The sequence below is a fragment of the Roseomonas sp. WA12 genome (assembly GCF_054165765.1).
The window spans coordinates 2,566,853-2,589,495 of record NZ_CM135108.1 but is presented as its reverse complement, the minus strand read 5'-3'; the positions used below and the strand labels follow the sequence as shown (position 1 = coordinate 2,589,495).

Sequence of the window (22,643 nt, the reverse complement as noted above, 5' to 3'; positions counted from 1 at the left end):
GAACCCGACTGACACGAAGCGGTGATAAACGCGCGAGCGACGGTGCTCAGAGCCAAACTTGTCGCGCCTGGACTTGAGCTTGCCTGCACTTTCGTAAACTACGAGGTCCTCGCCGCTATCGGCCGCCCGGCCTGATCGGACAGAACACACAAATGAACACGCCCTCCCGCCGCGACGTGCTGCTCGCCACCTTCGCCAGCCTCCGCGCATTTGGCGAGAGCGTCGAGGCGCTGGCCGCGGCCGAGACCGTTCCCGCTGCCGCGCCCCTGCCGAATCCCGCCCGGGCGTCTGTTCCACCCACGTCGCCGGAGAGGCGCGTTGTCGCCACCCTGCGGCTGGTCGGCACCGGGGCACCTGCCGGCACCGTACGGGAGACCACGATCTTCCTGGCGCAGGGCGACCTTCCTAACGGCGAGACCCTGACGGCCGCTACGCCCGGCTCCGTGCAGGCCGACATCTCAACCCGTTGGCCGGACGGCAGCGCCGCCCTCGTGCTGCTGGCGCTGCGCGATCCCGGCCTCGGCCGCGGCGCAACCGGCGATCTGCCGCTTGTCGCCGTGCCGCAGCGCTCCGCCGGTGGTTTCGACCTCCGCCCCTTCAACGGCGCGATGGTCTCAGTCGCGGTGGGTGAGGAAGGCAACCTCTCGCCCCACAATCTGCCACTGACTCCCGGCCAGGACCGCTGGCGCGACGGCCCGCTGGCGCTCTCCTGGCGCGTCGATTTGCCGATCCGGCCCGAGATGGTCGGGGCAAATACCATGCACCTCGCCGTCGACGTGACTCTCTTCGCGGACGGCTCGGTGCGGGTGGTGGCGAATTTCCGGAACGACATCGCCCTGCGGCCGCCCCTCCGCATGGTGGAGGGCGGCAAAGTTTCCGGCACAAACCGCAGGGATGTGGCGGTGGCTGCTCGCTACAGCGTCTCGGTGCTGGTGAACAACACGCGGGTCGCCTCTGTGGGCCCCGTGGTTCACCCGCTCGGGGCCTGGCTGCCGGTCGAGGCGCGGGCGCGGCCGGATGGGAGGGCGGCGCCGGTGCCTTGCTGGGCATTCCCGAACACTGCTCGCCTGCACCGGGCGGGGCTGGTCGGTCCCTACACGACCGGCGGCTATCTGCCGGCGGCGCGGGACGCCTATGTGGCCCAGATGACAACGCCGGGCTGGGCCGAGCCGTTTGCCCTGCGCGGGTTGATCCCGAACATGGGCAGGACCGGCGGCCGGCCCGATATCGGCATGGTCCCGGAGCCCTCCGCGATCGTCCTCATGGGCACAGACTCCGGCATGGCTGAGTACGTCCTCGGCCGCTCCGTCGCCCTCATGGGGGTACAGTGGCACTGGTGGCTGACCGAAGAACAAGCATTCCTCACGCCACTGGATCGTCCGAAGCTTTGGTTGGACGTGCGAGATCCGACCTGGTTGCCCGGTGGGCAGGAGGCAGCAAAGTTCGGCCCGGATGTGGCGCACCAGCCCAACGATCACTTGGTTGCCTATCTGCTGACGGGTGACCGGCACCGGATAGAGGCGATGGTCGCGCAGGCATGCTGGAGCATGATGGTGCAGTCGCAGGGCGCGGTGTCCGGGCGCGGGACGCCCAGGAACCTGGCGCTCACCCCCGAGGGCCGGGCCGCGCGCCTCACACAGCTCCGGGACGGCGATGGCGAGGGTTTCCTCATGACGCGCGCCGACCAGGTGCGTGCGAAGTCCTGGGGCCGGCGCGGCTTCGTGCAATGCGTCATGCTCGCGCCCGACGCGATGCAGCCGGCGCCCGGCTATTTTCGCGCCGTGCTGGCGGCGAACCTGCGCTGGCTGGCGATGAAGCGGCCCGGCTGGACGGAGGAGTGCGGTGAGGTCCACGGCCATGCTGCGCCGATCAAGGGCGATGACGCCACGACCTTTGCCCCCTGGCAGCAGGACTTCGGCGTGCCGGCGGAGGTGCAATCCGTCCTGCTGGGCCTGCCGGGCGCCATGGATCACCTGCGTTGGGAGGCCAACTGGCTCGTCGGCTCCCTGCAGCACGATCCGGCCTTCTGCAACGCGGACGGAGTCAACTACGGCATCCTCTGTGGGCGCCCGATCAAGGCGGACGGCAAGCCCAGACTGACGCAGGCTGAGCTCGACACATGGGACCAGGTGGTAGGCCGTGACGTGCCCATGGCCCGGACGTGGCAGCAGCTCGGTGACATGGCGAGGGCGTGGACCCGCTACCGCTCCTATGGCACCGACTTCGAGGCGGTGAGGGTGGACATCGGCGGGGATTACGGCCTGCAGCGGGTCATTGCCCTGGTCTGGATGCTGCACCCCGGCCTTCCCTGGGCAGCGGAGGAACGGCGCCGAATTCGCGCTGCGCTCTCGTGGCTGACCACCGTGGCGCCGGCGAAGATTTTCGCCCAGCCCCGCGCGCTGGTAAGGGTTCCGCACAAGAACCTTGCTTTGCCGCAAGGGTGAGCCGGTGCCGGAGGGCAGGAGCGCCGACCTGCTAGTGGCAGCAAGCCCGCGGCTGGAGGATCATCCGGTGACGACAGGCGGTCCAAGACAGAGGTGCGCCGGACATGAGTGTCCGAGTCGGGTTTAGGCGCCGCTGCTCCGCCCGGGGCGGTCATCGACGCACCAATCTCGTCAACGCCAATGCTGGCGGAACGTTTGTGTCCGCCACCATCGGGACCATGCTCCCTTACTTTATTCTTCCATTGAGCTTCGTCGCAGTCAGACCGCCTCCAGCAGCTTTTGCAATCTGTCTGGTGCTGGCCTTCGCGCGGGCGCCGACGTTTCACTCTCTCAGCCACGTTTGGCACTGGTTCGCATCTGACCTGGGATGGACGGTCTGGGCGTAGGTGACGTCTTTCTGTTGGTACTTCGGGACACCTCAAGCCGCCATTGCTGGCTTGGTTGCCGCTCGCTCTTGCCGTCGCTCAGGACAGATACAAGCAACCGGAGTACTCCTAACGGCTCTTGCGTCGTTCGTTGTTTTGCTTGCAGCCCGTGCAGAAGCGGCCCGAAGACCCTTATTCATCTTTGCAAGCTTCGCGGCCCACGTTGCTGCCGCGGCGACTGCCTTTGCTGTATCTAGGATCGGGGAAACAGTTGCCCGGTGATAACGTGGGACCCGGACATCTCACGTCAGACCTTTGATGCAGGCGCACAGCGTACCAGGGCGGTCGGGCATGAACGAGACAGCGGCGCGCCTCGGTTTCGCTATCGCTATTGTGCAGTCCGTCTTCGCTGGTCGGTGAAGTTCGCCAGAACAAGAACTGCCCTGCAACGGATGCTGGCGGAGCGTTCAGGTCGCACCAAGGGCGGGGATTGCTTGGTGAGGCTGCGGAGCAGCCCCAGTCGAGGCTTACTTCGGGCCGATGTTATACCTGCCGCATCGAGCAGTACGTGTGTTGCGGGTCGGGCAGCCTCGACCGCGCAGACGGTACGGGGCCTAGGCAGGAGGGTAATAGCCGACCCGCGACGCCGTACCGTCGGACGGAGTCCCGGCAGCTTTCTGAAGGCCGCCGGGGGCGGGCAAGGCCTTTACTCAGGCCGACTTGCGCCGGGTTAGCCCAAGCCCAAGGAGCCCCACGCCCAGAATGGCGAGGGAGGCGGGTTCCGGAACAGGGCTGGGGTCGATCGGCACGTTGTTGATGGACACGCCCGCAATTGCAAAGGCCGTGTCGTACGACTTGTCGAGCGCGTTCGTCACGCCAAAGCCAAGTGAGTACATGCCCGCAGTAGTGAAAGTGTATTGCATCTGGATCCAGCCAGTATAACCGCAACCCGCGCCGAAGCAGCTGCCCGAACTGTCGCCAAGCGGCGAGAAGACTGGTCCGCCCTGAATGATAGCTGTGGAGGACGGCGTCAGGACGACGCCGGCGCCCAAGCCCGGCAGGCCGTTGCCAGGGACTGTGTTGCCGGAGGGGGTGGTGCGTGCCGTGAACAGGTAGCTGTCGAAACTGCTCGTGCCCATGTACAGGCCCGCCCAAGCGTACTCCGTGTATTGCGCACCGTCGCTCGTAATGTAGTTGAAATAGAAGTTCAGCGCATCACCGGCAGCTACGGTGAAGGTTGGCGTCTGGGCGTAGGAGCCGTCCGTCTCCTGGCCGGTGGGCCCGACTGGAAGCCTTCCCGCGCCATCGACACCCTGGTCGGTGGAGATCCACTGATAGCTGGAGAAGCCGGGCGCCAGCGGTACCACTCCATCAGCCACCGTGTTCGTGCCGGCGTTGCCGATCGAAGTCCAGCCAGCGGGAAGAGGCGCCGCCTCGACGGACGTAGCGGCGAAGCCCAGGCTTGTCGCGGTTCCGGCGAGCAAGATGAGCTTCAGGAAAGTGACCTTCATGTCATGATCCTTGGTCTTAGCTACCAGGATGTTCCTGGCAAACTCGCAAGGAGAGCACGCCACGTGCCACTCCGCTTTCCTTCGTTATTTCAACGACATGAAATCGACTATTCGGAACCAGTAACGAATGTGTAAACGGGACCGACGTCTGCGGTCGGTAATGGGGTCCTCCGCGGCATCGGCGTGTAGAAAGGGGCCGTTAACAGCGCAGGAGTTAGGGCCGGGCGCCTAGAGCCTCTTAGTGCCTCGCGAGTCCGTGGGTACGGCCACATAGTGTCAGCTGCGAGGCTGAATGACCGAGAGGCGGCCAGCACCGCCCCTGCTTCCCATTGCTCGGTCCGGCTTGGCCGTTGCCTGGTCGAGTGCCCGGTCCATTCTCGCGGTGGGGTAGGAAGGGACGAGAAGATCGCGGCCCGTAATGCCCGCAGAACGCGCTCGGAACGCCTGAATCACAGGGCTTCGTGGGAACGCTTGGGGATGTAGCGGGAACAGGGAATGGCGGAGAGGGTGGGATTCGAACCCACGGTAGGGTTGCCCCTACTCCGGTTTTCGAGACCGGCCCAATCGGCCACTCTGGCACCTCTCCGGCGCGTGGACGGCCCTATAATCCGACACGCGGCCGCGCGCAACGCATCCAGAAGCGGCTGGTGTTGCCAAGGTTGACTCTCGCGCCCGGACCCCGCTACAAGCCGCCCCTCTCCCGGCGAGGCCCCCCATAAGTAACCACTTGGGGCGTGGGCTCCGCCGGCTCTTGCACGACCGACGAGCCGAGACCCAGGCCGAGACGAGGCGGACCCGCATTCCTATGACCTACGCAGTGATCCGCACCGGCGGGAAGCAGTACCGCGTGACCCCGAACGCCGTGCTGACGGTGGAGAAGCTGGACGCCGAGGCCGGCGCCACGGTCACCTTCCACGACGTGCTCGCGCTCGGCAGCGACAACGGCCTGCAGATCGGCGCCCCGACTGTTCCCGGTGCTTCCATCACCGCCACGGTCGTCGAGCAGAACCGCGGCAGCAAGATCATCATCTTCAAGAAGCGCCGCCGGCAGAACAGCCGCCGCAAGAACGGCCACCGCCAGCACCAGACGGTGCTGCGGATCGGCGAGTTCTGATCCCCGGCATAGACCAGGAGACCTGACAGATGGCTCATAAGAAGGCAGGCGGCTCCTCCCGCAACGGGCGTGACTCCGCTGGCAAGCGCCTCGGCGTCAAGCTGTTCGGCGGCCAGGCCGTGCGCGCCGGCAACATCATTGTGACCCAGCGTGGCACGAAGATGATGGCAGGTCGCAACGTGCTGGTTGGCCGCACCCACTCCCTCCACGCCCTCGTGGATGGCCGCGTGAAGTTCGAGCGCAAGGCCGATGACCGCGTGGCGGTCTCGGTGGAGCCGCTGGCGGCCGCTGCCGAGTAAGCCTTCAGCCCAAGTGCTGAGGATCACGGGGGCCCTTCGTGGCCCCCGTTTTCGTTTGGAAGTCCAACCATGAAGTTCCTCGACGAAGCGAAGGTCTATCTAAAGGCCGGTGACGGCGGGAACGGCGTGGTCGCGTTCCGGCGCGAGAAGTACATCGAGTTCGGCGGCCCGGATGGCGGCAATGGTGGCCGTGGCGGCAATGTGGTTGTCGAGGCCGTCGAGGGGCTGAACACCCTCATCGATTACCGTTACGCCCAGCACTTCAAGGCGCGGAAGGGCGGCAATGGCGCGGGCTCCGATCGCACGGGCGCCGCCTCCGACGATGTGGTCCTCAAGGTGCCGGTCGGCACCGTCATCCTGGGCGATGACAAGGAGACCGTGCTCGCCGACCTGACCGAGCCCGGCCAGACCGCCATCCTCTGCCGCGGCGGCGATGGCGGCCACGGCAACGCCCATTACAAGACCAGCACCAACCGCGCCCCCCGCCGCGCCGATCCCGGCTATTCCGGGGAGGAGCGCTGGGTCTGGCTGCGGTTGAAGCTGATTGCCGATGCCGGGCTGGTCGGGCTGCCCAATGCCGGCAAGTCCACCTTCCTCGCGGCTTCCTCCGCCGCGCGGCCGAAGATCGCGGACTATCCCTTCACCACCCTGCACCCGCAGCTCGGCGTCGTGCGCCTGAACGCGACGGAGGAGTTCGTGCTGGCGGACATCCCCGGGCTGATCGAGGGCGCCCATGAGGGGGCGGGGCTGGGTGACCGCTTCCTCGGCCATATCGAGCGTTGCGCCGTGCTGCTACACCTGATCGACGGCACCCAGGCCGATCCGGCCGAGGCCTATCGCACCGTCCGCGCGGAGCTGGAGGGCTATGGCGGTGGGCTGGTCGATAAGCCGGAGATCGTTGCGCTGAACAAGATGGACGCCATGACGCCCCAGGCCCGGACATCGCGCATGAAGGCGCTCGCCCGCGTGCTGGGCAAGGAGCCCCTGCTCATTTCTGGCGTCACCGGCGCGGGCGTTCCCGAGGTGCTGCGGCTGCTGGCCGATACGATCTATCGCGAGCGCGAGACGACTTAGCGCCGCGCCTCCGCCACGCCCTGGATGATCATATCGGTCAGGGACTCGGCGAGGCAGCGATTAAGCTTGTCCACCTCTACCACCTTCAGGTCGCGCGGGGCGCGCTCGACATCCACCGTACCGGCCTCTGCCCAGGCGCCCATCAGCGCGTAGCGGCTGAAGTAGCCGGCGCCGGTCGCGGCAGCGGCGGCACGCAGGGCATCGCGGTAGGATTCCACATCGGCATTGGCGCGCAGGAAGCGCGACCATTGCGGATCGACCAGGATCAGGTCGCCTCCCGTCTCCCGCACCCGTTCGGCGCCTTCCTGCAACGCGTCGGTCATCTCCGTCACATCGGCGGCGCGCACCGCCTCGACCGTGCCGGCCTGCCACAACACCAGCGCCCGGGGGCGCTGGCCGAGCGCGGCGCGAATTAGCGCCAGGTGATCCGCCGCGACCATGCCCCGCCCACCCTGCGCCACCACCTCCACGCGTACGCCCGGCAGGCTGCGGGCCAGCATTGTCTCGAGCTGGGCGGGATAGGCGCTGTCCGCCCCGCTGCCGCCCGGACCGGCCACGCTGGCCGACCCGACAACCAGCACGGTCAACCGGCCGGCGGTAACGGCGGCGGCTACGGCGGGGAGGGAGGAGGGCTCGAGGAGGTCATCCGGTGCGCCACACGGTGCGGCTCGGGCCGGCCCGAGCAGAAAGGTGGCCAGAATACCGGCCAGAAGGGCAGGGCGGACGAATCGGGGGGCGCTTAGCCGCATAGCGTTCAAGCCGTATCGGTCGCAGGACGAACGGGCAAGGCGGGTCGCGGCGGCCGGGTGTCGGACCACGCAACGGCCGCGGCAAGCGCCACCATGGCCCCCAGTCCAACGGCGTTGACCGCGAACTGCATCGCCCATCCCTCGCGCCACTCCACGGCCAGCCGCCCGAGGAAGGAGAGAAAGATCCCTGCGCAGAACACTGGTAACCCTTGCTGCCCGATCAGCGTGAAGGGGCGCGCGAGGGCACCATTCAGCCAAGCCGCTCCCCGCGGCACCGCATGGGCGACGAGATAGGCCAGCGCCAGGATGGAGAGCAGCCGAAAGGGATGCAGAGCCGACTTGTCCACCGCATCCACCACGCTTGCCACCGGCAGTGGCAGCAGGCCGATCAGGTCCCGCCGGAGATAGATGACCAGCGTGACGGCAAAGGAGAGCAGCAGCACGAGAGCGGCCGCCACCCCGTAGGTCCGCCGCCAGGGCACCCCGCCGGACGTCCCACCATGGCCCAGCACCGCGCCAAGGGCGAAAAGCAACTGCCAGGCGAAGGGGTTGAAAAACCAGCCGCCCCCCGTCCAGGAGGGGAGATTGAGCGGAACCACCCGGGCGGCGAGGTAGAGCAGCAGCGAGGATGCGATCAGCCAGGCCGGCCGCCGCAGCAGTGGTAGCGCGAGGGCGAACAGGCCGAGCACCACGATGTAGAGCGGCAGGATGTTGAGAAAGGCCGGCTGGTAGGTGAGCAGCAGGGCCTTCAGCAGGGCGAGATAGGGCGCCTCCGAGAAGGGATCGAGATGCATCTCGTCGAGATAGGCGCTGGCGTCGAGCGTCGCGGCCGAGTACCCGACCTGCGCCGTGAAGACCACGAAGAGGAAGATGTGGGCGACGTAGAGGTTGAAGCAGCGCCCAGCGACCCGGGCGCCGGCGCGCAGCCAGCCCTCGCGCTCCATCTGACGGCCATAGGCGATGCCCGCCGCATAGCCCGCGAGGAGGACGAAGACCTCCGTCGCGTCGCAGAGCAGCAGGTTGCGGATCGTCAGGCGTCCCAGCACATTGCCGGGGACGTGGTCCACGAAGATGAACCACAACGCGATCCCGCGCGCGAAATCCACGCGCAGGTCCCGCCCCCCACGAATCAGGGGTATGCGGATCAATCCCTCCATGCCGGCCCTTCCGGAGCACCCGATGCAGCAGCCTAGCACGCCCGCCGATAGCCGTCAGAGGGCCGCGGCCCTGGTGCGGGAGGGCGCGGCCCGCCAGGCGGTCGGCGATGACCAGGGCGCCATTGCCCTGTACCGCCGCGCCTTCGAGATCGAGCCGGACGAGCCGAACGCGATGCATCTGATGGGCATCATCGCCCGCCAGCGGGGCGACCTGGAGGCGGCGCTGACCCTTTCCGCCCGCGCCCTGGCCTCCAACCCCGAAAGCCCGATCTACCTCGCCGCCCGCGGGGCGACGCTGGCCGAGGCGGGGCGGCTGGGCGAGGCGGTCGAGATGCTGGGCAAGGCCGTCGAGTTGCGCCCCGCGGACGCCATAGCCCGCCGCAACCTCGGCCAGGCGCTGTCGGCTCTTGGCAAGGTAGGCGAGGCGGTGCCGCATCTGCGCGAGGCCGTGTCCCTGTCGCCGGATGATCCGGAGGCCATGCTGGCCCTGGCCCATGGCCTGCGCGAGGGCGGGGCGCCCGGCGCAGCCGCGGAGGCGGCCCGGCGCGTGCTGCCGGCAGGCGGCGAGGTGGCGGCCCAGGCACGTTTCCTTCTCGCCTCGCTCGGCGAGGGCGTGGCGCCGCCCCGGCCGCCCGAGGAGTATGTGCGCACCCTGTTCGACACCTACGCGCCGCGCTTCGAGGCGGAGCTGACGGGCACGCTCGGCTACCGCACGCCCGAGGCGCTGGCTGCTCTGCTGAGCGGGGCGGGGGTGGCGCCCCAGGCCGCGCTGGACGTGTTGGATGCCGGTTGCGGCACCGGGCTTTCGGGCCAGGCGCTGCGGCCCTGGGCGCGGCACATGACGGGTGTGGACCTCTCGCCGCGGATGATCGACGTGGCGCGGCAGCGCGGGATCTACGAGTTGCTGGAAGAGGGGGAGCTGGTGGCCTACCTGGCCGCGCATCGCGGCGCCTATGACCTCGTCGCGGCCTCCGACGTGCTTAACTATCTCGGCGACCTCGCGCCGGCGCTGCGCGGGATGGGTACGGCGTTGCGCCCCGGCGGACACGCCGCATTCAGCCTGGAGACGGGGCAGGGCGCGCCCTATGCGCTGGGCGAGGGCATGCGCTACCGCCACGACCCCGCACATGTGTTGTCCCTGGCCGAGGCCGCTGGCCTGCGTCCGGTCGCACGGGAGGAGGTTGTCCTGCGCGAGGAGCGAGGGGCGCCGGTGGCCGGCACGCTGCTGGTGCTCCGCCGCGACTGAGCCAGAGCGGCGGCTCCGCGCCTGCGCGGCCTCACGCCGCCGCGCGGGCCGCCAGCAGGCCGCCCGCCAGTGCCTCGATGTCCTGCGCCGCGTTGCAGCCGGGGTGGCGCGTGAGCAGCGGCGTTTGGTGGCGGATGGCGTCGCGCATCTTCGCGTCCCGCCTGATTACCCCGGCCAGCGCCGCGCCACGGCCGAGAAAGCCGCGGCAGGCGCGGTCCAACGCCGCATGGGTGCGGGCGCCCTGGGCGGCGTCAGTTGCCATGTTCACCACCACCCGCGCATCCGCCCCTGGCGCATCGCGTGCCAGCAGTTTCAGCACGGCATAGGCGTCGGTCAGGCTGGTCGGCTCATCGGTGGCGACGACCAGCAGGGTGTCGCAGCCGGCTGAAAGCCGGCGTGGCACGGGATCCAGCCCGGCGCCGATGTCCAGCACCACGTCGTCGAAGATGGCGCCTCGGAGCAGGCCGAGGAAGCGGTCGATCCAGCCGGGATCGAGCGCGGCCAGCGCGCCGGAGCCAGAGCGGCCGGGAAGCACATGGAAGCCCGCTTCCTGCGCCAACGCGGCCTTGCCCAGGGTCACCTCCCCACCGAGGACGGCCATCAGGTCGTGCCGGGCCTGCAGCCCGAGCTGCACGTCCACATTGGCAAGGCCGAGATCGCCATCGGCGAGCAGCACGCGCCGCCCGGCGCGTGCCAGGGCCTGGGAGAGCCCGATGGCGAGCGCTGTCTTGCCCACGCCCCCCTTGCCGGAGGCGATGCCGATCAGGCGCGTCATGCGGCCTCCTTCGCGGGGCGGGCGGGGCCGGACAGCCGCGCCGACAGCCAGGCGGGGGTGATGGGGGTGAGACCGTCCGCAACGCTAGGGCCGATGCCGGCCTCGGCCAGGGTGAGCGGGCCGGCACTGGCCGCGGCCAGCACGCCGCCGAGGCGCCGTGCTCCGTCCAGTCGCGTAGGCAGGAGATGGCGGGCGCCGAGGGCGGCAAAGGCACGGGCGGTCTCGCCGGCCTCCTCCGGGTCCAGCCCGGCGGGAAGCACGAGGAGGGGCACCGCGTCCGTTACGCGCAGCAGGGCTAGGAGCTGTTCGGCCTGAGCGGGATCGAAGGGGTCACAGCCGGCGGTGTCGAGCAGCATGGACTGGCCGGCGGCCCGGCGCGCCATGGCGGCGGCCAGCTGCGCGCCCGTGCCCGCCATCGCCATGGGAATGCCGAGCACCCGAGTAAAGGCCGCGATCTGTTCGGCGGCGCCCGCACGCTGCGAATCCGCGGTGACGACGAGCGGGGTCGCGCCGCCCAGCACCAGCCGCGTGGCGAGCTTGGCACAGGTGAGGGTCTTACCCGCCCCGGGCGGCCCGACAAAGGCTAGGGGACGTTGCGCGGCATTCGGCAGGGCGCCGAAGCGGAGAGCCAGAGCCAGGGTGGCGCTGCTGCCCGCGCCGATCCGGTTGCGGAGCGGGGCCGGGATGTTGTGGCGCGCGAGTGGATCCGGCGCGGCGGGGAGGGGAGGCAGCGGCGGAACCGGTTCATCCGCCGGTTCCAGCGCCGCCGTGACCTCGACCCCGGCGGCGGTGCGCCGGGTGGAGAGGATGAGCGCGTCGGGACCCAGCGCCTGGCGGCATTCCGCCATGGCGTCGGCCATCCTGGCTGCGCGGAAGACTCGAAGCCGCATTGGTTGATGCTGCCCGACCGGGGTTACGAAGCGGTGAAGGTCAGATCGCACCCACCGTGCGGATGCGCGCGCGCGGATGGATTTCCGTCTGCGACATCACGGCGGTTGTCGGGCGAAAGCGCTCGACAATGGCGCGCACATGCGAGCGCACCATCGGGCTGCATACCAAGACAGGAGACTCGCCCTGGGCGGTGGCGCGGTCGAAGGCGTCGCGCACGCGGTTCATGAAGTCGTGCAGGCGTGAGGGTGCCATGGCCAGCTGGCGCTCCTCGCCCGGGCCGACGAGCGCTTCAGCGAAGGCCTGTTCCCATTCAGCCGACAGCGCGATGAGCGGCACGTAGCCGGCCGGTCCACGGGCAGCATCGGAGATCTGCCGGGCAAGGCGCGTGCGCACGACCTGAACGAGCGACGGCATGCCGCGGACGCCAGCCGCCATGGCTTCCTGGATTCCCTCCAGGATGGTGGGAAGGTCGCGGATGGAGACGCGCTCGGCCAGCAGGGCCTGCAGCACGCGCTGCACGCCGCCCGTCGTGATCTGGTTCGGGATAAGGTCCGAGAGCAGCTTCGCGTTCTCGGGCGGCAGGTCGTCCAGCAGCTTCTGCGCTTCGGCATGGCTGAGCAGCTCAGGCATGTTCTCGCGCACGATCTCGGTGAGATGTGTCGCCAGCACGCCGGCGCCGTCCACCACCGTGCAGCCACGGGCGAGCGCCTCGCACTTGCGGTGCTCCTCGATCCAGAGAGCGGGCAGGCCGAAGGTGGGCTCCTCGCAGGGCTCCCCGGGCATGTCAGGGCGCATGCCCGAGGGATCGATCGCGAGCTGCATGGGGATGCGCAGCTCGCCGCGCCCGGCCTCAATCTCCTTCACCCGTACCACGTATTCATGAGGCCTGAGATGCAGGTTGTCTTGCAGGCGCACGCTCGGCAGGACGAAGCCCATCTCCTGCGCCACGGTCTTGCGCAGATTGCGGATCTGCTCGGTCAGGCGCGGGCCCTCGCCGGCGGCGAGCGACAGCAGGCCGTAGCCCAGTTCCACCCGGAGCAGGTCGATCCGCAGCGTCTCGGCGATCGGCGCTTCGGGCGCGATGGCTGCAGGTGCAGAGGCGGCGGCCTCGGCGGCGATCTCCGTCCCGCCCTTGCTCCAGGCGCCGCCTGCGAAGCCTCCGGCGAGTAGCAGGAAGGGGATGAGCGGCATGCCCGGCAGGAGGCCCATCAGCACTGCGGCCACAGCGGCGATCCACAGCGGCTTCGCCAAGCCGAGTTGCTTCACCATGGCCTTGTCGGCCGTGCCCTCGGTGTTGCCCTTCGTCACCACGATGCCGGCGGCAACCGAGGTGAGCAGCGCCGGGATTTGCGAGACCAGCCCGTCGCCCACCGTCAGCGAGGAAAAGGTGGTGATGGCGTCCATGAAGGGCAGACCGTGCCGCCCTGCGCCGATGGCGATGCCGCCCAGCAGGTTGATGCCGGTGATGATAAGGCCGGCGATGGCATCGCCGCGCACGAATTTCGCGGCACCATCCATGGAGCCGTAGAAGCCGCTCTCGGCCTCCAGGTCATCGCGCCGGTGGCGGGCCACCTTATCGTCAATCAGGCCGGAGGAGAGGTCGGCGTCGATCGCCATCTGCTTGCCGGGCATGGCATCGAGGCTGAAGCGCGCGGCGACCTCCGCGATGCGGCCCGAGCCCTTTGTTACCACCATGAAATTCACGACGAGCAGAATGGCGAAGACGATCATGCCCACCAGCACGTCACCGCCCATCAGGAAACCGCCGAAAGCCGAGACCACATGGCCGGCGGCGGACGGGCCCTCATGGCCGTGCGTCAGGATGGTGCGCGTGGTAGCGACGTTCAGCGCCAGGCGCAGCAGCGTGGTCAGGAGAAGAATGGTGGGGAAGGAGGTGAAATCGAGTGGCCGCTGAAGGAACAGCGCGGTCATCAGCACGAGGACCGACAGCGTGACCGAGAGGGCAAGCCCCGCATCCAGCAGCACCACCGGCAGGGGGACCACCAGCACGACGATGAGCATGGCGACGCCGATCGCCAATGCCACGTCGGTGGAACCGCCGAGCCTCTGGAGCCAGGGAGGCAGGGTCATGGATCAGCCCAGCTGTGCGTAGGGGAAGGGGGCCACCGGCATCTGCCCGGGCGCGACCGGAACGGGGGCGCCGGCGGCGCGATACTCGTGCAACTTGTTCCGCAGGGTGCGGATGGAGACGCCGAGGATCTCGGCCGCGCGCGTGCGATTGCCGAGGCAGTGGGTCAGCGTCTCCAGGATCAGATCGCGCTCGACTTCTTCCATTTTCCGGCCGACCAGGGCGGCCACGCCGCTCGGGCGGCCCGGCTGGGCCAGCGGCGGCTCGGGCACGGGCGCGCCAGCAGTGACCAGGCGCGGCGCCGGCACGTGCAACTCCACCGCCTCGGCGCCGATCTCGTCGCCCTCGGCCAGCAGCACGGCGCGGTGCACCGTGTTCTCCAGCTCGCGGACATTTCCGGGCCAGGCGTGCGAGAGCAGTGCGCCACGGGCGGCGGCGGCGAGTCGGCGGTTCGGCAGGCCGTTCGCCTCCGCGTAACGGCGGGCGAAGTGCTCGGCGATGGGCAGGATGTCGTCCGGGCGGTCGCGCAACGCGGGGATGCGGAGCGCCACCACATTGAGGCGAAAGAACAGGTCTTCACGAAAGCGGTTGGCGGCGACCTCGGCCGAAAGGTCGCGGTTGGTGGCGGCGAGAATGCGGACATCCACCTTCACCGGGCCCGCGCCGCCGAGGCGGTCGATCTCGCGCTCCTGCAGGGCGCGGAGGATCTTGGCCTGCAGGCGCGGGTCCATCTCGCCGATCTCGTCCAGCAGCAGCGTGCCCCCATCGGCCTGCTCGAACTTGCCGCGGCGGGAAGCGACAGCGCCGGAGAAGGCGCCCTTTTCATGGCCGAACAGCTCGCTTTCCAGCAGCGCCTCCGGCAGGGCGGCGCAGTTCAGCGCAACGAACGGGCCATGCGCGCGGCGCGAATGAGTGTGGATGTAGCGCGCGAGCACTTCCTTGCCCGTGCCACTCTCGCCGGTGATGAGCACGCTTGCCTCGGCCCGAGCCACGCCCTCGGCGCGCTTGAGCACGGCCGCCATGGCGGGGTCGCGATGGATGGGTCCCTGCACCTCGCCCACCGCGGCCTGCAGCATGGCGGCGATCAGCTCAGCATCGGGGGGAAGGGGTAGGAACTCCTTCGCGCCGGCCTGGATCGCGCGCACGGCGGCAGCCGCATCGGCATTGCGCCCGCAGGCCACGACAGGGCAGGCGATGCGCTCCGCTTCCAGGGAAGAGACAAGCCAGGAGACGTCGTGCAGCACGTCGCAGAGAATGAGGTCAAAGCCTTCGCTCCGTGCCATCCCGATCCCGGCCGTCACGCCATCGGCCTGGCGAAGTCTCGCCCCGCGCGAAGAGGCGATGCGCGCCGCGTGGCCAAGCTCCGCCTCCAGGCTGCCAATGATCAACAGGCGGGTCATCCGGCGCGATCCGCCTTCACGATCTCCGTCATCGTCACGCCGAGACGGTTGTCCTCCACCATCACCACCTCGCCGCGGGCGACGAGGCGGTTGTTGACGTAGATGTCGACCGCCTCGCCCAGCTTGCGATCCAGTTCCACCACCGCGCCGCGGCCGAGCTTCAGCAGCTGGCTGACCTGCAGCGTCGCGCGGCCGAGCACGGCGCTGACCTGCACGGGGATGTCGTAGACCGCGTCCAGTCCCTGGCTGGCGGCGGGCGGGCGGGGCTCGCCGGTTTCGTTCGCGCCAACAGGCTCAAAACTGTTGCTCATGCGTCATCCTCAGGGATGGGGGAAACAGGGAGTCGAAGGGAAAGCAGCGCTTCACGGATGGCGGCGCGGCGGCGGGAGAGATCAAGGTCGATGGCGCCGTGTCGCCAGGCGATGCGGGCGTCACCTTCGGGCAGGGTGGCGTCGGCCTCGATAGGCAGCCCGGTCGCGCCGAAGCGGCTCCGCGCGTGGTCGAGCAGCGCGGGCGGCACGCGCAGCACGGCGCCGGTCGGCGCGTCCTCCAGGGGACCAAGGGCCCGCATCAGTGGCTCAAGCAGGGGCGCGGCCTCGCGCGCGGCGGCACCGGGCAGGGCGTTATCCACCATCCAAATTAGCATGCCGGCCAGCGCCTCGGCATTGCGGTCCGCGGCCTCGCGTGCCGCGGCGCGGGCGCCATCGAGTTGGCTGAGCGCGATGCGCACTGCCTCCTCGGCCATGGCGTCGCGCGAGGCCCCCTCGGCGGCGCGGCCGCGGGCCTCGCCCTCCCGCAGCCCGGCGGCATGGCCCTCGCGCCGCGCCGCTTCGAGCAGCTCCTCGATGGTAGGGGGCGGGGGAAGCTCAGGAGGCGGCAGGTCGGGCGCATCGAGATCGGGAAGGGAGAGGCCGCGCAGGCCGCGCAGGCCGCGAAGAGAGGTGACCATGTCAGGAGATCATCGCCTCCTGTCCGTCCTCAAGCTGGATCTGGCCGGAAGCGGCCAGGTCCTTCGCCGTGCCCACCACCATCGCCTGCGCCTCGTCCACGTCGCGCAGGCGCACGGCGCCGAGGGCGGCGATGTCGTCCTTCAGCATCTTTGCCGCGCGATCGGACAGGTTGCTGAAGAACAGGTCCTTCAACGTGTCGCTCGCGCCCTTCAAGGCAAGGGCCAGCTTGTCCTTGTCCACGCTGCGCAGAAGCAGCTGCACGCCGGGGCTGTCCATTCGGCTCAGGTCGTCGAAGGTGAACATCAGGGCGCGGATACGCTCGGCGCTCTCGTGATTGCGCTCCTCCAGCGCTGACATGATGCGCCCTTCGGCGGCGCGGTCGAGGTTGTTGAAGATCTCCGCCATCATCTCGTGGCTGTCCTGGCGGTTGGAGCGGGCCAGGTTGCTCATGAACTCCATCTTGAGGGTGCGCTCCACGCCCTCCAGCGCCTCCTTCTGCACCGTCTCCATGCGCAGCATCCGCATCACCACTTCCATGGCGAAGCCCTCGGGCAGCAGGGCCAGCACGCGGGCGGCGTGGTCGGATTTCACCTTGGACAGCACCACGGCAACAGTCTGCGGATACTCGTTCTTCAGGTAATTCGCGAGGACGGCTTCCGAGACGTTGCCGAGCTTGTCCCACATGGTGCGTCCGGCCGGGCCGCGGATCTCTTCCATGATCTGCGCGACGCGGTCGACCGGCAGGGTCTTCAGCAGCATCCGCTCCGTCGTCTCATAGGAGCCGATGAGCTTGCCGGTGGCGCCCAGGCTGTCGGAGAACTCCCGGCAGAGTTCTTCCACCACCGCAGCGTCGACCGCGCCCAGCGTCGCCATGGCGGCCGAGACGTCTTTGATCTCGTCCTCATGCAGCCGGGAGAAGAGGCGTTGCGCGTGCACCTCGCCCAGGGTGAGCAGGAGGACCGCTGCCTTCTGCGGGCCGCTCAGCTTCATCATCGATCGTCCTCCGGGGCCAGCCAGCGCCGGACGACCGCGAGGCCCTCATCCGGATGGGCATCCAGCAGCGCGTTCACACGGGCAACCGATGAGGCGCGCAGCTGCCCCTGCACGTTGTCCAGGCTCACCATTTCATCGCCATCTGGGCCGGCGATCGCACTCACCATTCCGGCGGGCCCTGCGATCGCGCCCATCCCGCCCGGGCCGGAAAGAGCCGCAGCGCCGGCTGGGCCGCCAAGTCCGGCAACGCCGCCGGGCCCGGCCAGGGCCGCGTCCTCCGGCCCAATGCCGGCGAGCGCTGCCTGCGGTACGAGGGTTGCGCTCAGCCGCCGCGCCATGGGCCGCGCCACCAGCAGGATCGCCACCAGCGCGACCAGCGCGTAGATCGCCGACTCCGCTAGGCGCGCGACGGTAGCGGGGCCAAGCCCGAGGCCCAGCAGCCCGCCATCCAGCGGGTTGTCGCCGCTCTCGGGCAGGGCGAAGCGCATGGAGACGACCTCGACCCGGTCGCCGCGCCGCTCGTCGAAGCCGATCGCGCTGCGGACGAGGGTGGAGATGCGGGACAGTTCCTCGGCGCTACGCTCGCGGAAGGCGGGCGGCGTGCCTTCCCACACCCCATCGACCAGCACGGCGACCGAGAGTCGACGCAGGACAGGATGCTCGCGCACAGTGTTCCGGACCACCTTGCCGATCTCGTAGTTCGTCGTCTCCTCAGACTTGTTCTCGCTGCTGCCGCCGCCCCCTCCGGCCGGCTCTGCGCCCGGAAGCTGGTTGGCTACCGAGACATTGCCGCCTTCCGCACCACGGGACTGCTCCTGGCTGGTCTGGACGCTGCGGGGCACCTGGTTGTCGGGGTCGTAGCGCTCCTCGGTGGTCTGCACGCGGTCGAAATCCATCTCGGCCGTCGCCTCGGCGCGCACGCGGCCCCCGCCGAGGCTGCGCTCCAGCATCTCCTCCACCGAGCGCGCGATGCGCAGCCCCTCGGCGCGGCGCATCTCCTCCTGGGTCGCGGCGGCAGCTGGGCCAGACAGAGCCTGGCCGCCGCGGGCCAGCAGCTCACCGCGGCTGTCCACGATGGAGATGTTGCGCGCCTGCAGCCCCGGCACGGCGGTGGCCACGAGGTGCAGCACCGCCTGCACGCCCTCGCGGTCCAGGCGCTGCACGCCCTGCATGGTCAGCACCACGCTCGCCTGCGCATCGGCGGTCTGGCGGGAGAAGGCCTCGCGGCGCGGCAGCACGAGATGCACCCGCGCGCCGCGCACCCCGGCGAGGCCGCGGATGGTGCGCGACAGCTCGCCCTCCATCGCGCGCAGCCGGTTCACGTCCTGCTGGAAGGGGGTGGTGGTCAGGCTCTCGCCGCGGTCGAAGATCTCCCAGCCGACATTGCCGCCAGCGGGTAGCCCGTCGCGCGCAAGGGAGAGGCGAAGGCGTGGCACCATCTCCTCGGGCACGAGGATGGTCGTGCCGTTGGTGCCCAGGCGATAGGGTACTTTTTGGCGATCGAGCGAGGCGACCACCGCGCCCGCATCGCGCGGGTCCAGCTCGGAGTAGAGAAGCGCCATGCCGGGCTGGCCCGCGCGCATGCCGAACCAGGCGAGCAGCCCGAGCACCGCCAGAGCCATGACGCCCATCGCAGCCAGCCGGGCCATGCCGAGAGCGCGGAACTGGGCGAGGACAGCGGCCATTCAGCGCGGCCCCTCGACCTGCATGCCCCGAGGGGCGGCGGCGATCCCGTGATCCGTCTGTCGCTGGCGCATGGCCATCCCCTCGCGCCGGCCTTCTGCCGGCCCGGCAATGTTTGCCGGTCGAGGTTAATGGGCGGTTACGCCGGGCCATTCAGGCCGCCCAACCCGCGCGATCAGCTCTTGCCGGTGATCGAGCGGACCTTGTCGAAGGTGTAGATTGCCGCCCCTATGCGCAGGCGCAGCGCGCCATCCGTCCGCTCCGCGGCGGTGGCGGTGCCGATCACGCTGAAGCCGGCGGTGGCTGGCCCGCCGGCCGTGTCTGCACCCGTCACCGCGACCTTGTAGGCGCCGTCGGGAAGCGTCTTGCCAGCGGCGTCGCGCCCGTCCCAGGTCCAGTCCTGGCTCGAGGTGCCGAGGGTCACCTGGGCCTCGCGCAGGACGCGGCCGCCGTTGTCCAGCACGGCCACTCGCGCGCTGCGGGCCGCGCCGGCCGCCGGCAGCCGCACCGTCGCGCTGCCGCCCTGCAGCGGCAACTGGTCCCCCTCGACCTCCACGCGCTGGCCCAGCATCGGCGACGCGGCCGTGAGCTGGGCGGCCTGCTGAAGCGCGACCATCTGCTCCAGGTTCTTGTTCATGCCGATCTGCTGTTCGACGGAGGCGAACTGCACGAGCTGGGCAGTCATCTGGTTGGTATCGAGCGGATCGGTGGGGGACTGATTCTTCAGCTGCGTCGTCAGCAGCGACAGGAAGTTGTCGAAGCTGCCCGCGAGCTGTGTGCGGGACGCGGTGGCGGCTGAGGCCGCGTTGCCCGTGGTGTTGGTCGTGCCAGTGGTGCCGGAGACGGCCATCGGGGCCTCCTTCGAAGGGGTTTCTGGTTCAGATCGCGATGTCGAGGAGGCCGAGCAGGGCTTGGCGGCGTGGGTCAGGTTCCATCAGGGCCGACGCGGGCGTGCCGCGCCCGCGACCGCCGGACTGCCGGTTGCCATCCTGCGCGCCGCCGCCCATGGCAGCATTTCCGCCGCCGGCATCGCCGCCGAGCAGCGAGAAGCTGAGGCTGCGTCCCCCCTCCGCGCCGATCCCGGCGCCACCCAGCGCACGGTCCAGCGAGGCGCTATCCCGCGCGAGCAGGGCCAGGGTCTCTGGGCGTTCCGCGGCGACTTGCACATGCGTGGATTCGCCGACGCGCTCGAGCACCACTTCCACCCGCCCGAGCTCCACAGGATCGAGGCTCAGCGCAATCCGCCCATCCGGGCCGCCGCCGATTGCCAGCGCGATGGCTGCAGGTGCCACCTGCTGCGCGGGAGCGATGCGCGGGACAAAGCGTGCGGGAGAGTCGGCGGGCTGGACAGGCATCGGCACCACGGCGGGCGCCACGGGCGGCGCGCCAGAGTGCATCGCGCCTGGGTTGGTTGAAGGAGCAGGCGAGGAAGCAGGTAAGGGCGTGGCCCAGGAGGGTACCTGTTCCGTGAGAGAGGTTGGACGCGATGCGAGCTCCCCCCCGCTTACCTCGGGAGAAGCGGCCAATTCGGTCAGGATGGTCGCACCGGCTTCGGTCGGCGCGGCGGGCGACAACGCAGAGATCTTCTCGTCCGCGGCTGACGGGGCCAGGGCGGAAGCGGTACCCGGCTGGCGAGGTGAGGCCGCATGTCTCGGCATTGCCGGGACAGAGGAGGGCGTGGCAGCGGCCGCAGTCGCGGGTCCGTCCTCCGCAGGGAGCGTCTCTGGCGCAGGCGGCGCGGCAGCAGGCCCGTTGCCTGGCGGCCGGGTGCCGGGCTGGAGCGCCGCCTGCATCACGGCAGCATCGGTGGCCGAAGCTGAGCGCGCAGGACCCCCTGAGGGTGGCTGGGCAGCCGCCTGAACCGCGGCGTCACGTATATTCATGAGCAAGGAAATCGCGTCGGCCGAAAGGGAGACGGAGAGCGATTGCTCGGTAAGGGTGAGCGCGTCCTCCCCTTCCGTCTCGGTCCCGTCCTCAACGGGCCCGATGCTGGCAGGATCGGCGGGCGGCAGGGAGGCAGGTGGCGCGACGGGAAGGGGGGCCAGCAGCGCCTCGGCTTCGACGGGCTGACGGGCGGCTGGCATTGCCAGCATCGGGTCGGCCATGGGCGACGTCTGGATGGTGGCAGGGGAGGCTTGCGCGCCGACGGACGCTGTTGCCCCCGCCGCGGCTGCCTGGGCTGCCAGAAGCCCGTCCAGCGCCACTGTGAAACCGCCACTCATGGACGGTGCCGGCACACCCCCGCGTATCGGGGCGGAACTCGGTGAAATCTCCAGCGCGTCCATCGTCGGCTCCGCCTCCAGGGTCCAGCCTCGAAGGGGGACCGGGCGTGTCTTCCGCAAACCCCCTGCCAGCCCAGGGCCGGGCGGAGGCGGCAGGCGCGGCCGGATGGGCGGCAAGGACTGCCGCATCCCGGCAGTCCGCGGGCGGAAATCGGGCCGTCGCCCTGGCATGGCCGTTGCGCCAGGGCTGTCACGCCAGGGCTGCGGGGACGCGCCCCGCCATCCTGCTTTCAGCCCACAGCCACGGAGCCCGACATGTCGCTCTACGCCTCGATGAACACGGCCATCAGCGGCTTGGCTGCTCAGGCCCGCGCCCTGGGCAACGTTGCTGACAACGTCGCGAACAGCCAGACGGTCGGCTTCAAGCGCACCGACACCAACTTCGTGTCTTACGTCACCCGCTCCACCCTGCAGGTGAACCAGCCGGGTTCAGTCACCGCGCGGCCGGACTACACCAACACGGTGCAGGGCACGGTGCAGCAGTCCGACAACCCGCTGGCGATGGCAGTGGCCGGGCAGGGCATGTTCGCGGTGTCGATGCCGCGTGGCACCGAGGACGGGCTGCCTGTTTTCGACGCGCGCACCTATTACACCCGCGCCGGCAACTTCGAGATGGACCGGGACGGCTACCTGGTGAATGGCCAGGGCTACTACCTGCAGGGCTGGCAGGCGAACAATGCGGGCAATCCGGACCGCTCCACCATCCAGCCGCTGCGGGTGGACCAGTCCGTCTACAACCCGGTGGCGACGGAGAATGTGAACCTCTCGGCAAACCTTCCGGCGGATTCCACCACGGTGCCCGTCGCCGCGCAGATCCAGATCTATGACAGCCTCGGCCGGCTCCACTCCGTGGACATGACCTGGACGAATGTCGGCACCAACCAGTGGCAGTTGAACATGGCCATCCCGGACGACGGCACCGTGCCGGCGATCCCCACGCGCTCGGTGGTGGTGAACTTCGGCACTGGCGGCGGCGGGACCGCGCCGGCCGGTACGATCGGCTCCTTCGGTGCGACGGTGGGCGCGGGGGTCAGTGGCACAGCCGCCGTCCCAGGCCAGCCGGCCGCGGTGACCTTCACGGCCGATTTCGGCCAGGGGCCACAGACCATCGACCTCAATCTCGGCAACTTCAACGAGGCGTCCGGCGTGACCCAGTATGCCGGCCAGGAATACACGCTGCGCGACCTCTCGCAGGATGGCGTGCCGCTGGGCAGCTTCTCCGCAGTCTCGCTCAGCGACAATGGCGACCTTACGGTGAACTACGACAACGGCCAGTCCCGCACCATCGGCCGCGTGCCGCTCGTCACCTTCTCGGATGCCGACAAGCTGCAGAAGACCGACGGGCAGGCCTATCTGCGCACCAATGAGAGCGGCGAGGCGCGGGTGAACGACGCCTCGTCCAACGGCTCGGGCAAGATCGTCACCTCCTCGCTGGAGAGCTCGAACGTGGATATCGCCTCGGAGTTCTCGAAGCTGATCCTCGCGCAGCGCGCCTACACCGCAAACACAAAGATCGTGACCGCCGCGGACGAGCTGCTGCAGGACGCATTGAACATGCGGCGCTGAGCGTGGCGGCCTGTACGGCCCAGGACACGCCGGCTCGCTAACGCGGCATTAACCA

Annotated in this window: 19 protein-coding genes and 1 tRNA gene; 6 read left to right on the top strand and 14 right to left on the bottom strand. The window is 69.5% G+C overall.

Annotated elements, in window-relative coordinates; all coding sequences use genetic code 11:
- Positions 1–152: 152 nt before the first annotated feature.
- Positions 153–2,444, top strand: a complete 2,292-nt coding sequence (locus ACVBD7_RS12410) for a hypothetical protein (RefSeq protein WP_458093544.1) — start codon at positions 153–155, stop codon at positions 2,442–2,444.
- Between the two features lie 1,075 nt (positions 2,445–3,519).
- On the opposite strand, the gene ACVBD7_RS12405 is transcribed toward ACVBD7_RS12410, so the two are convergent.
- The gene (locus ACVBD7_RS12405) at positions 3,520–4,320 is read right to left on the bottom strand and encodes an NF038132 family protein (RefSeq protein WP_458093543.1); all 801 of its coding nucleotides are present in this window, start codon (positions 4,318–4,320) and stop codon (positions 3,520–3,522) included.
- Positions 4,321–4,816: 496 nt separating this feature from the next.
- Positions 4,817–4,906 (bottom strand) — tRNA-Ser (locus ACVBD7_RS12400).
- Positions 4,907–5,125: 219 nt separating this feature from the next.
- Here ACVBD7_RS12400 and rplU point away from each other — a divergent pair.
- The 3 genes from rplU to obgE all read left to right on the top strand — a co-directional run bounded on the left by rplU (position 5,126) and on the right by obgE (position 6,807).
- Positions 5,126–5,434 (top strand): 50S ribosomal protein L21, encoded by a 309-nt coding sequence (gene rplU / locus ACVBD7_RS12395; protein ID WP_458093542.1) that lies wholly within the window; start codon positions 5,126–5,128, stop codon positions 5,432–5,434.
- Positions 5,435–5,463: 29 nt separating this feature from the next.
- A complete protein-coding gene (rpmA, locus tag ACVBD7_RS12390; protein WP_458093541.1) occupies positions 5,464–5,733 on the top strand; it encodes a 50S ribosomal protein L27 in 270 nt (89 codons plus the stop codon).
- A gap of 69 nt (positions 5,734–5,802) precedes the next feature.
- A complete protein-coding gene (gene obgE / locus ACVBD7_RS12385; RefSeq protein ID WP_458093540.1) occupies positions 5,803–6,807 on the top strand; it encodes a GTPase ObgE in 1,005 nt (334 codons plus the stop codon).
- Here obgE and ACVBD7_RS12380 read toward each other — a convergent pair.
- Together ACVBD7_RS12380 and ACVBD7_RS12375 are read right to left on the bottom strand one after the other, a co-directional pair.
- Positions 6,804–7,556, bottom strand: coding sequence for an SGNH/GDSL hydrolase family protein (locus ACVBD7_RS12380; RefSeq protein WP_458093539.1), 753 nt, complete (start codon positions 7,554–7,556; stop codon positions 6,804–6,806). The two genes, obgE and ACVBD7_RS12380, sit on opposite strands and share 4 nt — an antisense overlap.
- A gap of 5 nt (positions 7,557–7,561) precedes the next feature.
- Positions 7,562–8,713 carry an OpgC family protein gene (locus ACVBD7_RS12375; RefSeq protein WP_458093538.1) on the bottom strand — a complete coding sequence of 384 codons (1,152 nt, stop codon included), beginning with the start codon at positions 8,711–8,713 and terminating at the stop codon, positions 7,562–7,564.
- Between the two features lie 22 nt (positions 8,714–8,735).
- Here ACVBD7_RS12375 and ACVBD7_RS12370 point away from each other — a divergent pair, with 22 nt between their 5' ends.
- A complete protein-coding gene (locus tag ACVBD7_RS12370) occupies positions 8,736–9,959 on the top strand; it encodes a tetratricopeptide repeat protein (protein ID WP_458093537.1) in 1,224 nt (407 codons plus the stop codon).
- Positions 9,960–9,990: 31 nt separating this feature from the next.
- Here ACVBD7_RS12370 and ACVBD7_RS12365 read toward each other — a convergent pair whose 3' ends face one another.
- From ACVBD7_RS12365 to fliK, 10 genes are all read right to left on the bottom strand, one after another.
- Entirely contained in the window at positions 9,991–10,734 is a 744-nt protein-coding gene (locus ACVBD7_RS12365; protein WP_458093536.1) for a nucleotide-binding protein, read from the bottom strand.
- Positions 10,731–11,594, bottom strand: coding sequence for a GTP-binding protein (locus tag ACVBD7_RS12360; protein WP_458093535.1), 864 nt, complete (start codon positions 11,592–11,594; stop codon positions 10,731–10,733). Before ACVBD7_RS12360 ends, ACVBD7_RS12365 begins: the two co-directional genes overlap by 4 nt.
- Positions 11,595–11,664: 70 nt before the next feature.
- On the bottom strand, positions 11,665–13,716 hold the full coding sequence (gene flhA / locus ACVBD7_RS12355) for a flagellar biosynthesis protein FlhA (RefSeq protein ID WP_458093534.1): 2,052 nt from the start codon (positions 13,714–13,716) through the stop codon (positions 11,665–11,667).
- Positions 13,717–13,719: 3 nt separating this feature from the next.
- On the bottom strand, positions 13,720–15,114 hold the full coding sequence (locus ACVBD7_RS12350) for a sigma-54 interaction domain-containing protein (RefSeq protein ID WP_458093533.1): 1,395 nt from the start codon (positions 15,112–15,114) through the stop codon (positions 13,720–13,722).
- Positions 15,111–15,425, bottom strand: a complete 315-nt coding sequence (gene fliN, locus ACVBD7_RS12345; protein WP_458093532.1) for a flagellar motor switch protein FliN — start codon at positions 15,423–15,425, stop codon at positions 15,111–15,113. Before fliN ends, ACVBD7_RS12350 begins: the two co-directional genes overlap by 4 nt.
- A complete protein-coding gene (locus ACVBD7_RS12340; RefSeq protein ID WP_458093531.1) occupies positions 15,422–16,063 on the bottom strand; it encodes a FliH/SctL family protein in 642 nt (213 codons plus the stop codon). The genes fliN and ACVBD7_RS12340 overlap by 4 nt, the downstream gene beginning before the upstream one ends.
- Position 16,064: 1 nt before the next feature.
- Complete coding sequence (gene fliG / locus ACVBD7_RS12335; RefSeq protein ID WP_458093530.1) at positions 16,065–17,057, bottom strand: flagellar motor switch protein FliG; 993 nt, start codon at positions 17,055–17,057, stop codon at positions 16,065–16,067.
- Positions 17,054–18,742 carry a flagellar basal-body MS-ring/collar protein FliF gene (fliF, locus tag ACVBD7_RS12330; protein ID WP_458093529.1) on the bottom strand — a complete coding sequence of 563 codons (1,689 nt, stop codon included), beginning with the start codon at positions 18,740–18,742 and terminating at the stop codon, positions 17,054–17,056. The genes fliG and fliF overlap by 4 nt, the downstream gene beginning before the upstream one ends.
- Positions 18,743–18,915: 173 nt before the next feature.
- Positions 18,916–19,590 carry a flagellar hook assembly protein FlgD gene (locus tag ACVBD7_RS12325; protein ID WP_458093528.1) on the bottom strand — a complete coding sequence of 225 codons (675 nt, stop codon included), beginning with the start codon at positions 19,588–19,590 and terminating at the stop codon, positions 18,916–18,918.
- Between the two features lie 28 nt (positions 19,591–19,618).
- Positions 19,619–20,962 carry a flagellar hook-length control protein FliK gene (fliK, locus tag ACVBD7_RS12320; protein WP_458093527.1) on the bottom strand — a complete coding sequence of 448 codons (1,344 nt, stop codon included), beginning with the start codon at positions 20,960–20,962 and terminating at the stop codon, positions 19,619–19,621.
- Positions 20,963–21,277: 315 nt separating this feature from the next.
- Here fliK and flgE point away from each other — a divergent pair, with 315 nt between their 5' ends.
- Positions 21,278–22,588, top strand: coding sequence for a flagellar hook protein FlgE (gene flgE / locus ACVBD7_RS12315; RefSeq protein ID WP_458093526.1), 1,311 nt, complete (start codon positions 21,278–21,280; stop codon positions 22,586–22,588).
- Positions 22,589–22,643: the final 55 nt, after the last annotated feature.